The organism is Actinomyces bowdenii (genome assembly GCF_017592395.1).
Taxonomy (GTDB): Bacteria; Actinomycetota; Actinomycetes; order Actinomycetales; family Actinomycetaceae; genus Actinomyces; species Actinomyces bowdenii.
Genome location: NZ_JAGFOU010000022.1, coordinates 42,513 through 54,637, shown reverse-complemented (window position 1 = coordinate 54,637; position 12,125 = coordinate 42,513). Strand labels below are relative to the sequence as shown.

Below are 12,125 nucleotides of genomic sequence, written 5' to 3'. Positions count from 1 at the left end.
ATGGACGGGCTGGAGGTCACCGACGAGGTCTTCGAGTCCGAGGCCAACGTGGCCTTCGACCAGGCCGAGAACCGCATGCACACCATCAAGGCCGTCATGGTCGCCACCCTCGGAGACTGGGACTGAGCCGCCCCCGGTCCTGATCGGCCGCCGAGCCGTGGTCGGGCCCGGCCCCTGCCCCGTGCAGGGGCCGGGCCCGACCCGCATGGGGGTCATGCACTCCACATCCCGGGATGCAGCGCTCCTGGGGCCACCGCCTGGTCGGGACGTTAGACTCATGTCTCAAAGACCATGCGGAGGGGAGTACTCCCACAACAGCGGCGTCGTCATCACGGCGGACGGGGCAGCGGCCCCGGCCCCCGGCGCCACCGGCCGACGGCCGGGGCGGCATGCCCCGGCAGATGCGGCGGGAGGAGACCTCCGGTACTACCCGACCTGTACCGGAGGTACACCCAGTGGATGTCCACGCCCTCGGATGGATCGCCCTCGCCGCGATCATCCTGATCATGATCACGATCGACATCGTCGGCCATGTGCGCACCCCCCACGAGCCCACCATGAAGGAGGCCGCCTGGTGGTCGGTGGCCTACATCGCCATGGCCGTGGTCTTCGGCGGCATCGTCTGGGCGATCTGGGGGCCCGTCTACGGCCAGGAGTACTTCGCGGGCTACATCACCGAGAAGGCGCTGAGCGTGGACAACCTCTTCGTCTTCGTCATCATGATCTCGGCCTTCCGCGTGCCCCGGAAGTACCAGCAGGAGGTGCTGCTGGCGGGCATCATCATCGCCCTCGTGCTGCGCCTGGTCTTCATCCTGGCCGGCGCCGCCCTCATCGAGAACTTCTCCTGGGTGTTCTACATCTTCGGCGCCTGGCTGCTGTGGACGGCCATCTCCCAGGCGCGCGAGGGCGTGGAGGAGCCCAGCGAGCACGACCAGGAGTACGAGCCCAGCCGCTTCGTGCGCTTCATCTCGCGGGTCGTGCCCATCACCGACGGCTTCGTGGGCGGCAAGCTCATCCACCGCCACGCCGGGCGCACCATGATCACCCCCATGATGCTGTGCATCATCGCCATCGGCACCGCCGACGTCATGTTCGCCGTGGACTCCATCCCCGCGATCTACTCCCTGACCCGCGAGCCCTACCTGGTCTTCGCTGCCAACGCCTTCTCCCTGCTGGGCCTGCGCCAGCTCTACTTCCTCATCGACGGCCTGCTCGACCGCCTCGTCTACCTCCACTACGGGCTGGCGGCCATCCTGGGCTTCATCGGCCTCAAGCTCATCAACCACGCCCTGCACGAGAACGAGGTGGGCTTCATCAACGGCGGCGAGCACTGGGAGGCCGTCCCCGAGCCCTCCATCGGCGTCTCCCTGGGGTTCATCGTCGTGGTCATCCTCATCACCGTCGTCGCCTCGGTCATCAAGTCCCGCGCCGACGCCCGCAAGGAGGGGGCCAGCGCCTGATCGGCCGCGGGGCGCAGGAGGCGCCCGCCGCCGGCCAGTAGGCTCTCAACCGTGACCACGACAGATGCCACCGCCTGGCCCCAGGCCCCCACCGGGCTGACCCGCGCCCAGGTGGAGGAGCGCGTGCGCCGGGGCCAGACCAATGCCTACGAGGAGAGGACCTCCCGCAGCGCCGCGCAGATCCTGCGGGCCAATGTCCTGACCATCTTCAACGGCATCCTGGGCTGCGCCCTGGTGCTCATCCTGCTCGTCGGGCACTGGCCGGACGCCCTGTTCGGCTTCGTGCTGCTGCTCAACACCGCCACGGGCACCCTCGCCGAGATCCGCGCCAAGAGGGCCCTGGACCGCCTGGCCGTCCTGGAGGCGCCCCACGCCGTCGTCCTGCGCGAGGGCCGGGAGCAGGAGGTGGGCCTGGCCCAGGTGGTCCTCGACGACGTCGTGCGCCTGAGCGCGGGCCATCAGGTCCCCGCCGACGGCGAGCTGCTGTCCACCGACGGCCTGGAGATCGACGAGTCCATCCTCACCGGGGAGTCCCGGCCGGTGCGGCCCGCCCCCGGGGACCGGGTGCTATCGGGCACCACCGTGACCGCCGGTACCGGCCTGTTCCGCACCACCGCCGTCGGCGCCCAGGCCTACGCCCACCGCCTGGCCCGGGAGGCCCGCAAGTACTCCCTGGTGGTCAGCGAGCTCCAGGCCGGCACCAACCGGGTCCTGCACTGGATCGCCTGGGTCATCGTCCCGGTGGCCCTACTGCTGGTGTGGTCCCAGATGCGCCAGGCCGGCGGCGTGGCCCACGCGGCCGAGACCGGTGCCTGGCGCATGGCCCTGGTGGCCGGGATCGCCGGCGTCGTGGGCATGGTGCCTCAGGGACTGGTGCTGCTGACATCGGTCAACTTCGCGACGGCGGCCCTGGGCCTGGCGCGCAGCCACGTCCTGGTCCAGGAGCTGCCCGCCGTCGAGGTCCTGGCCCGCGTGGACACCCTGTGCCTGGACAAGACCGGCACACTGACCACCGGCCGCATCCGCCTGGGCGGCATCCTGGCGCCCCACGGGCCCAGTGCCGACCCGTCCAGTGCCGACCCGTCCAGTGCCGGCCCGCCGAGTGACGAGTCCATCGACGCCCTGGCGGTGCTCAGCGGGGGCCCCGACCCCAACCCCACCGCCCAGGCCATCGCCGAGGGCCTGGCCGAGCTTCCGCGGGCGCCGCGCGCCGAGAGTGGGGCTGTGGCCGCCGTGCCCTTCTCCTCGCGCCGCAAGTGGTCGGCAGTGCGCTACCGGGAGCGCACCTGGGTGCTCGGCGCTCCCGAGATCGTCCTGGGCGCTCAGGGCTCCGACGCCGGCAGCGGGGGTGCCGTGCTGGAGCAGGTCGAGGCGCTGGCCTCCCAGGGCGCGAGGGTCCTGGCCCTGGCCGTGTCCGACCACCCCTGGCAGGAGGGGGGCGGGCAGGACGAGCCCGCCCTGCCCGCCCGGCTCCAGGCCGCCGCGCTGGTCACCCTCGTCGAGGAGGTGCGGACCGATGCGCCGCGCACCCTGGCCTACTTCCGCGAGCAGGGCGTCCAGGCCAAGGTGATTTCGGGGGACAACCCGACCACCGTGGCCGCCGTGGCCCAGCGGGCCGGTGTGCGCGCCCCCGATGGGGGCCCGCTGGTGGCACTCGACGGGCGCGAGCTGCCCGCGCAGGCGGACACGCCCGAGGAGCTCCAGCGCCTCGCCCACGCCCTGGAGGGCGCCAGCGTCCTGGGGCGGGTCACCCCCGAGCAGAAGCGGGCCCTCGTGCGGGCCCTGCGCGCCGGTGGGCACGTGGTGGCCATGACCGGCGACGGCGTCAATGACGCCCTGGCCCTCAAGGACGCCGACCTGGGCATCGCCATGGGCAACGGCGCGCCCGCGACGAAGGCCGTGGCGCGACTGATCCTGCTCACCGGGGAGTTCGCCTCCCTGCCGGGCGTCGTCGCCCAGGGCAGGAGGGTGATGGCCAACACCGAGCGCATCGCCTCCCTGTTCCTGGCCAAGACCGTCTACGCCTCGCTCATCGCCGTCGTCGTGGCCGCCACCGCCATCTCCTACCCCTTCCTGCCGCGCCAACTGACCATCGTCTCCTCCTTGACCATCGGCATCCCCGCCTTCATCCTGGCGCTGGCGCCCTCCAGCCGGCGCTACCGGCCCGGCTTCCTGCCACGGGTGCTCGGCCTGGCGGTCCCGGCGGGCGCCGTGGCGGCCGCGGCGACCCTGGCGGCGCAGAACTGGCTGGCCTCCACCGGCGCACCGCCGCAGCAGGCCACCACCGCGGCCACGCTGGTCCTGGTGGCCTCGGGACTGTGGCTGCTGACCCTCACGGCCCGGCCCCTGCTGGGCTGGAGGCTCGGCCTGGTCCTGACCATGGCGGGAGCAGCCGTCCTGGGCGTCCTCATCCCCGCCGTGCGCGGCTTCTTCCGACTGGCCTGGCCCACGCCCGGGGCCTGGTGGGTGATCCTCATCGTCGCGGCCGCGGCCGTCGGCGGCATCGAGATCATCCACCTGGTGCGCCGGCGCGTGGTGGCCCACGACGCGAAGTGACGACCAGCGCGACCTCCCGGGCTCGGTCCCATCGCCCCTTGATGTCCTATGGGCCGTGCCATCGGCTGGGTCCCGGGATGCTGGAGCAGGCGCCGGCGTCAGCCGCGCAGGTCCTTCCGGCCGGGAAGGCCGCGGGGCTCATATTGGGCGTCACTTCGCGACTTGGACGGCACTTGTAGGTGTCGCTCTTGTCGCGAAGTGACGCTCTTGTCGCGAAACGACGCCCAACCTGCGGCCCCACCGCCCTCCCGGTGACACGCGACCCTCCCGGCGCACCAGTGTGCCGGCCCGCTGGGCATCCCGACCCAGCGCGAGGCCGCCTACCGGGCCTGGATCCACCCCGGCAATCGCCACCGATCCCACACGCCATCGAGGCTCAGCACCAGCCGACCGCGTCCACAACCTCCCGGGGAAGGACACCTAGACGGCCAGTACGCGCAGCCAAGCTCCCGCGGCGGTGCCGGCCGTCCTGGACCCGCGCGGAGCCCGCGGCCCGGAGCAGCCCGGTGAGCTCCTCGCCCTCGGGCGCATTCATGCCCAGGCGCTGCGCCTCCTGCCCCACATGGTCCGGGCCGCGGCGGCCACGGGCAAGGGCGCGCGAGGAACTGCGCGCTACTCGGCGGGGGCCAGCACCCCGATGACCGGGTTCCACTCCCGGGCGATGCGCTCGGCGATGAAACCCCGCTGCTGGAAGGGATCGTCCTCCAGCAGGGCCAGGGCCCCGGCCTCGTCCTCGGCGCGCACCACGATGAGGGCGTCGTGGGTGCCCACGTAGGGGCCCGCCGCCAGCAGCCGGCCCTCCTGGGCCAGGGCGGCGTTGAAGGCGCGGTGGGAGGGACGCACCTCGGCCATCTCCTCATCGCGGTCGGTGACGTAGTGGTACTCCACGGCGTAGATCCTGCTCATGGGCCCAGCCTACGCGCAGCGCCGGGCGCAGGAGCCGTGGCGGGCGCCCACCCGCCGCGGATGAGACGTGTCGAACACATGTACACAGGTGTCCAGGCCCTAGACTCTCACCTCGTGAACGACTCTCTCATCATCCGTGGAGCCCGCGAGCACAACCTCAAGGGAGTGGACCTCGACCTGCCCCGCGACAGGATGATCGTCTTCACCGGGATGTCCGGCTCGGGCAAGTCCTCCCTGGCCTTCGACACGATCTTCGCCGAGGGGCAGCGCCGCTACGTGGAGTCCCTGTCCTCCTACGCCCGCCAGTTCCTGGGGCAGATGGACAAGCCCGACGTCGAGCTCATCGAGGGCCTGAGCCCGGCGGTGTCCATCGACCAGAAGTCCACCTCCCGCAACCCCCGCTCCACCGTGGGCACGGTCACCGAGGTCTACGACTACCTGCGCCTGCTCTACGCCCGCGCGGGCATCCAGCACTGCCCCGCCTGCGACGCCGTCATCTCCTCCCAGACCCCCCAGCAGATCGTCGACCAGGTGCGGGCCATGCCCGAGGGCACCCGCTTCCAGGTGCTGGCCCCGGTGGTCCGCGGGCGCAAGGGGGAGTACCTCGAGCTCTTCGATGAGCTGCGGGGCCGCGGCTTCAACCGGGTGCGGGTCGACGGCCAGGCGCGCCGCCTGGACGAGGAGATCACGCTCAACAAGCGCCTCAAGCACGACATCGAGGTCATCGTCGACCGCCTCGTCGTGCGCGAGGGCATGCGCCAGCGCCTGACCGACTCGGTGGAGACCGCCCTGGCCCTGGCCGAGGGGCTGGTCATCATCGAGCAGGTCGACCTGCCCCGGGACGACCCCTCCCGCGAGCACCGCTACTCCGAGAAGCGCGCCTGCCCCAATGAGCACCCGCTCCAGCTCGACGAGATCGAGCCGCGCACCTTCTCCTTCAACGCCCCCTACGGGGCCTGCCCGGTGTGCACGGGCATCGGCACCCGCCTGGAGGTCGACCCCGAGCTGGTCGTCCCCGATGAGGAGCTGACCCTGGCCCAGGGTGCCATCGCCCCGTGGACCGGCCATCAGAAGTACTTCACCCGCCAGCTCGCCGCCCTGGGCGAGGAGCTGTCCTTCGACGTCGACACCCCCTGGAGGGCCCTGCCCGCCCGCGCCAAGGAGGCGATCCTGCGGGGCAAGGACTACGAGGTCAAGGTCAAGTATCGCAACCGCTGGGGCCGCGAGCGCGTCTACTCCTCGGGCTTCGAGGGCGTCCTGGACTACGTCATGCGCAAGCATGACGAGACCGAGTCGGAGTGGTCCCGGGAGCGCTACCAGGGCTACATGCGCCAGGTCCCCTGCCCCGCCTGCCAGGGATCCCGGCTCAAGCCCGAGGTCCTGGCGGTCAGGGTGGGGGAGCGCTCCATCGCCGAGCTGTGCGAGATGCCCATCAGCGAGGCCCGGGACTTCCTGGCGGGGCTGAGCCTGAGCGGCCAGGCCCGCCGGATCGCCGGCAGCGTGCTGGCGGAGATCGGCGCGCGCCTGGGATTCCTGGTCGACGTCGGCCTGGACTACCTCAGCCTGGCCCGCGGCGCCGCCACCCTCTCGGGCGGGGAGGCCCAGCGCATCCGCCTGGCCACCCAGATCGGCTCGGGCCTGGTGGGCGTGCTCTACGTGCTCGACGAGCCCAGCATCGGCCTGCACCAGCGGGACAACGAGCGCCTCATCGCCACCCTGGCCCGCCTGCGGGACCTGGGCAACACGCTCATCGTCGTCGAGCACGACGAGGACACCATCCGCGCCTCGGACTGGATCGTCGACATCGGGCCGGGCGCCGGCGAGCTGGGCGGCCGGGTCGTCCACTCCGGCACCCTGGAGGGCCTGCTCCGGGCCCCCGACTCCATGACCGGGGACTACCTGGCCGGGCGCCGGCGCATCGAGGTGCCCGCCACGCGCCGCAAGCGCGAGAAGGGGCGGGAGGTCACCGTCGTCGGCGCGCGGGAGAACAACCTCAAGGACGTCACCGTCTCCTTCCCGCTGGGAGTCTTCACCACCGTCACCGGGGTGTCGGGCTCGGGCAAGTCCTCCCTGGTCAACTCGATCCTCTACCAGGTGCTGGCCAACCGCCTCAACCGCTCCCGCGGCGTCCCCGGGCGGCACCGGACGGTGCGCGGGGTGGAGAACCTCGACAAGGTCGTCCACGTCGACCAGTCGCCCATCGGGCGCACCCCCCGCTCCAACCCGGCCACCTACACGGGGGTGTGGGACCACGTGCGCAAGATCTTCGCCGCCGTGCCCGAGTCCAAGGTGCGCGGCTACGGCCCCGGGCGCTTCTCCTTCAATGTCAAGGGCGGGCGCTGCGAGGCCTGCAAGGGCGACGGCACCCTGCGGATCGAGATGAACTTCCTGCCCGATGTCTACGTGCCCTGCGAGACCTGCCACGGCGCCCGCTACAACCGCGAGACCCTGGAGATCCGCTACAAGGACAGGACCGTGGCCGACGTGCTGGACATGACCATCCACCAGGCCGCCGAGTTCTTCTCCGCCTCCTCGGTCATCTCGCGCCACCTGGGCACCCTGGTGGAGGTGGGCCTGGGCTACGTCCGCCTGGGGCAGTCGGCCACCACCCTCTCCGGCGGTGAGGCCCAGCGCGTCAAGCTCGCCACCGAGCTCCAGCGCCGGGCGACGGGCCGGACCATCTACGTCCTGGACGAGCCGACGACGGGGCTGCACTTCGAGGACATCCGCAAGCTGCTCGGCGTGCTCCAGGGCCTGGTGGACAAGGGCAACTCCGTGGTGGTCATCGAGCACAACCTCGATGTCATCGCCAACTCCGACTGGGTCATCGACATGGGACCCGAGGGGGGCCGGGGCGGGGGCACCGTGGTGGCCGCCGGCACCCCGGAGAGGATCGCCTCCGTGGCGGAGTCCTACACGGGGCGCTTCCTGGCCCCGATCCTGGACCGGGCCTGAGAGGGGCCGGGGGTCACTGCGGGCTGCGCGGGCGCTGGGAGGCCTGCTCCTCGGCGGCCGCCCGGTTGTAGGCCAGGGACAGCGCGAAGCAGACCAGGCCCGCCACCGCCAGGGCCAGGACCCGCATGATCGAGTTGCCCGAGCCCAGGTCCACGGCGGCGAGCTTGAGCACCGCGATGAGGACGAGGCCCAGGCCGTAGTGGCGCAGGGCCGTGGCGCGCAGCCGGAAGCCCAGGATGATGCAGGCGGCCCCGGTGAGCAGGATGAGGATGGTCATGAGCACCGAGTCCACGCTGCTGCCGCTGAGGATGAGCGCCGAGCTCCACAGCGTCAGGGAGCTCAGCAGGGCGCTGGCCAGGGTGGCGTCCGTGGCGCCGAACCAGGCCCACACGAAGCGGTTGGCCAGGACGGCCAGGGCGGCCGCCAGCGCGATCAACGGCATCCGCCAGACCAGGGAGTCCACGAGCGCCGCCGCGGCCACCAGCATGATCAGGGTGCCCATGGCTCCCAGCACCCAGCCCAGCCAGGCGTGGGGCGGGGCCTGCGTGGGCGCGGCGGGCTGGGGGCCATGGGCGGGAAGGGCCTGCGGGAACCGCCCCGCCAGGCGCAGTGCGAGCAGGCGGCGCACCGTGGCCTGCGGGTGGGCCAGCCCCAGCCACAGCAGGGCCGCGAGCATGATGCCGAAGACCAGCGTGGGCAGGACCGGCTCCGCGCCCCGGGGCAGGAGGCGGTCGACCAGCGAGGGCAGGATGAGGGCCGCGGAGGCGGCCATGATCCACACGCTGATCCGCAGCGTCGGCGGGATGGCGGGGGGCTTGCCGGGCGCCTGCGGGGCGCACTCCCACCCGGGGATGCTCTCAAGGACCGCGGTCAGGGCGTGGATGGCCACGAGCGCGGCGATGAGGCCCACGACCTCCAGGGGGCGGCGCGTGGTCAGCAGGAGCGGCAGGCCCGCAAGCGCGCTGAGCGCCAGGAGCGGTGAGGTGAAGCGCTCGCGCAGTACCGGCACGCAGGTGAGCGCGACCACCAGGACCATCGGCAGCGCCAGGGCGGGAGTCGCATGTGCGGCGAGGATGCCCAGGAGGAGGGTCGTGATCAGGTGCGCCGGGGCGCATCGGCGGCGCCAGCCCGTGGGCCCCGGATCGAGCATGAGCGTGGAGACCGCTGCGAGCAGGCACAGTGCCAGGCCACCGGTCAGGGCGTTGAGCAGCTCGGCCCGGGGCGTGCCGTCGAGGAAGCGGACCAGCCGCAGGAGGCTGAGGCCCAGGACGATCCCCGCGACGGCCCAGTCGGCGCCCGCTGCGCTGCGATAGCCGGCGCTCCACAGCAGCCGGCTGGAGTCGAGCTGCTGGAGGAGCATGGCGGCGCAGGTCAGGGCCGAGAGCAGGATCGCGCCCACGGGTGAGGCGGCCACAAGGGTGGGGGCTGGGGCCATGAGCAGGGCCGCGCCCAGGACGACCAGGGAGGTCACGGGGTACCAGGCGGCCAGGGGCGTGGGGCGCCCGCGCCGCGCCAGGACCGTGGTGATCGCCGCCAGGACGACGGCATAGCCGCAGGCCAGGGCCCAAGTGCCCAGGCGGGGCTCGGGGGCCCACCAGGTCCGCCAGGAGGCGAAGCCGATGGTTACCAGGGCTCCGAGGGTGGAGACCACCGCGGTGAAGACCTGGGCGGTTAGGCGCGAGAGGATGAGCAGGGCCGCGCCCCAGGTGGCCATGAGCATGAAGGCCGCGCCCATGGGCACGACGCCGAGCAGGACCGCGCCGATGATGGATACGAAGCCCAGGGCGCCTCCCGTGCCGGTCATCGTCGCCGCGGCCACGCGCAGGTGCGAGCGGGATCCGGCCAGCCGGGTGCCCCCGGCCACCAGGGACAGGCCGAGCAGCCCCAGGGCGCCGACCTTGACCCCATCGGGGATCGAGTCCCACACCAGGGCGATGAGGCTGACGGCCGCCAGGACCACCAGCAGCGCTGCCGCTGCGGAGAGCAGGTAGCGGCCGAGATTGCCCTCGCTGCGCATGGCCGCCGGCAGGAGCGGTGCGGGTGCCGCGGGCCGGGCCTGCGGTGCCGGTTGGATCGGCGGCGTGGGACGGGCCGCTGCGGGCGGCACCGTGATGTACCCGTAGGGCCTGGGGCCCTGCGCGGCGGGCGCCTGAGCGCCCTGGTCGCGCAGTCCCGGCGGCTGGGGCGCCGCGGGTGCCGGGCCTCCGGGTGCCGAGCCCGGTCCGGCCCCGGGCCGCTCGGGCTCCGGGCCCTCGGGCTGCCCCGGCTCGGCCGGCCCCGGCTCGGAGGGCGCGACCCAGTCCTGGGCGGTGTCATCCTGCGCTGCGGCACTCCCGGCTGAGACGCGCCCTGCCGCATCGCTGTGCCCCGCGTCGTCCTGTGCGGCGGGGCTGCCGGCTGCTGGCTCCCGGGCAGGTGAATCCTGGGGGGCGGGCGACGGGGCCGCGGTGGCCTGGGCGGTCGTCACAGGCGGCTGAGGGGGCATGGGGCGCTGGGCCACCCGGCGCGCGATCCAGTCGAGCTTGCGCTCCATGAGGTCGAGCCGGGCGAGGATCTCCGGTGACCGGTCACCGGGGCCGTACGGGGCGGGCATGAGGCACTCCCAGGAAGGCGAGCAACGGGGAACAGCAACCATTATCAACCATAATCTCCGAGGCTGCAACGGCTACAAAAAGCCAGAAATCAGTTCTCACACGTGATATGTGTCACTGTTATCAAAAACGAACGAAGTCGAACAAGATGTCACATGGGGCGGCGGTCTCGGATACCCTCGTGCCATGAGCGAGAACGGACTGACTCAGGCCCAGGCGAAGATGCGTGAGGCGGGCGTCGCCGCCGAGGCGATCGATGTCTTCACCCACTACTACCGAGCACTGGAGGAGGGGGCCACGGGCCTCATCCCCGAGGACACCATCGAGCCGCTGACCTCCATTGACTCCATCGATGATGTCCAGGTCGATCAGGAGGCGGCGCGCGAGGCCCTGGGGCGGACCGTCCTCATCAAGCTCAACGGCGGCCTGGGCACCTCGATGGGCATGGACCGGGCCAAGTCCCTCCTGCCGGTGCGCGAGGGCCGGACCTTCCTCGACATCCTGGTCGCACAGGTGCGCGCCGCGCGGCGGGCCCACGGGGTGAGCCTGCCGCTGATCCTCATGAACTCCTTCCGCACCCGGCGCGAGACCCTGGAGGCGCTGGCCGCCTACCCGGACCTGGCGGTCGAGGGCCTGCCCCTGGACTTCCTGCAGAACCAGGAGCCCAAGCTGCGCCAGGACGACCTCAGCCCGGTGGAGTGGCCGGCGGACCCCGAGCTGGAGTGGTGCCCGCCGGGCCACGGGGACATCTACACCGCGCTCATGGCCTCAGGGGTGCTCGATGCGCTGATCGAGCGGGGCTACCGCTACGCGATGACCTCCAACTCCGACAACCTCGGCGCGGCGCCCTCGGCCGGGATCGCCGGCTGGTTCGCGGCCTCGGGGGCCCCCTACGCCGCCGAGATGTGCCGCCGCACGCCCGCGGACGTCAAGGGCGGCCACCTGGCCGTGCGCAAGGCGGATGGCCGCATCATCCTGCGGGACACCGCCCAGACCCCCGCCGAGGAGATGCACTACTTCACCGACCAGTTCCGCCACCCCTTCTTCCACACCAACAACCTGTGGTTCGACCTGCGGGTCCTGCGCGAGACCCTCATCGAGCGCAGGGGGATCCTGGGCCTGCCCCTGATCAGGAACACCAAGACCGTCGATCCGGCCGACCCGGGATCCACGCCGGTGGTGCAGATCGAGACCGCCATGGGGGCCGCCGTCGAGGCCTTCGAGGGCGCCACGGCCATCGAGGTGCCGCGCAGCCGCTTCCTGCCGGTCAAGACCACCAACGACCTGCTGCTGCTGCGCTCGGACGCCTACGAGCTCGACGACTCCGGCATGCTGGCCCAGGTGGCCCGGCCCGCCTGCACGGTGAGCCTGGACAGCCGCTTCTACAAGACGATCAAGGACTTCGAGGCCCGCTTCCCCCACGGCGCCCCCTCGCTGCGGGAGGCCGTCCGCCTCAGCGTCGCGGGGGACTGGACCTTCGGCGAGGGGGTGGTGGCCACCGGGGAGGCGGTGCTCACCGAGGACGGGTCGCCGGGCCGCGTGGCCGACGGCGCCCGGATCTGAGGCGGGCGGGAACGGCGCTGCTGCGCGCAGCCCTGATCGCGCGGCCCGCGACCGCGACTGGCGGTCGCCGGGCCGCGCCTGGCAGCCGGTGGTG

The 12,125-nt window shown here is 72.4% G+C and carries 6 protein-coding genes and 1 pseudogene; 5 read left to right on the top strand and 2 right to left on the bottom strand.

Features of this window, described 5'->3' with window-relative positions; all coding sequences use genetic code 11:
* The 3 genes and pseudogenes from J5X07_RS10120 to J5X07_RS10110 all read left to right on the top strand — a co-directional run.
* Positions 1 to 126: pseudogene (locus J5X07_RS10120) on the top strand (ornithine carbamoyltransferase); the annotation flags it as partial.
* A 329-nt stretch (positions 127 to 455) separates the two neighbouring features.
* Positions 456 to 1,460, top strand: coding sequence for a TerC family protein (locus J5X07_RS10115; protein WP_124934640.1), 1,005 nt, complete (start codon positions 456 to 458; stop codon positions 1,458 to 1,460).
* Between the two features lie 51 nt (positions 1,461 to 1,511).
* Complete coding sequence (locus J5X07_RS10110; protein ID WP_208479716.1) at positions 1,512 to 4,016, top strand: HAD-IC family P-type ATPase; 2,505 nt, start codon at positions 1,512 to 1,514, stop codon at positions 4,014 to 4,016.
* A gap of 612 nt (positions 4,017 to 4,628) precedes the next feature.
* Here J5X07_RS10110 and J5X07_RS10105 read toward each other — a convergent pair.
* The gene (locus J5X07_RS10105) at positions 4,629 to 4,922 is read right to left on the bottom strand and encodes a YciI family protein (RefSeq protein WP_208479715.1); all 294 of its coding nucleotides are present in this window, start codon (positions 4,920 to 4,922) and stop codon (positions 4,629 to 4,631) included.
* A gap of 114 nt (positions 4,923 to 5,036) precedes the next feature.
* Here J5X07_RS10105 and uvrA point away from each other — a divergent pair, with 114 nt between their 5' ends.
* The gene (gene uvrA, locus J5X07_RS10100; protein WP_208479714.1) at positions 5,037 to 7,877 is read left to right on the top strand and encodes an excinuclease ABC subunit UvrA; all 2,841 of its coding nucleotides are present in this window, start codon (positions 5,037 to 5,039) and stop codon (positions 7,875 to 7,877) included.
* A gap of 13 nt (positions 7,878 to 7,890) precedes the next feature.
* Here uvrA and J5X07_RS10095 read toward each other — a convergent pair whose 3' ends face one another.
* Positions 7,891 to 10,470, bottom strand: a complete 2,580-nt coding sequence (locus tag J5X07_RS10095; RefSeq protein WP_208479713.1) for a DUF2339 domain-containing protein — start codon at positions 10,468 to 10,470, stop codon at positions 7,891 to 7,893.
* A 184-nt stretch (positions 10,471 to 10,654) separates the two neighbouring features.
* Here J5X07_RS10095 and J5X07_RS10090 point away from each other — a divergent pair, with 184 nt between their 5' ends.
* Positions 10,655 to 12,031 (top strand): UTP--glucose-1-phosphate uridylyltransferase, encoded by a 1,377-nt coding sequence (locus J5X07_RS10090; protein ID WP_124934635.1) that lies wholly within the window; start codon positions 10,655 to 10,657, stop codon positions 12,029 to 12,031.
* The last annotated feature ends 94 nt before the right edge of the window (positions 12,032 to 12,125 follow it).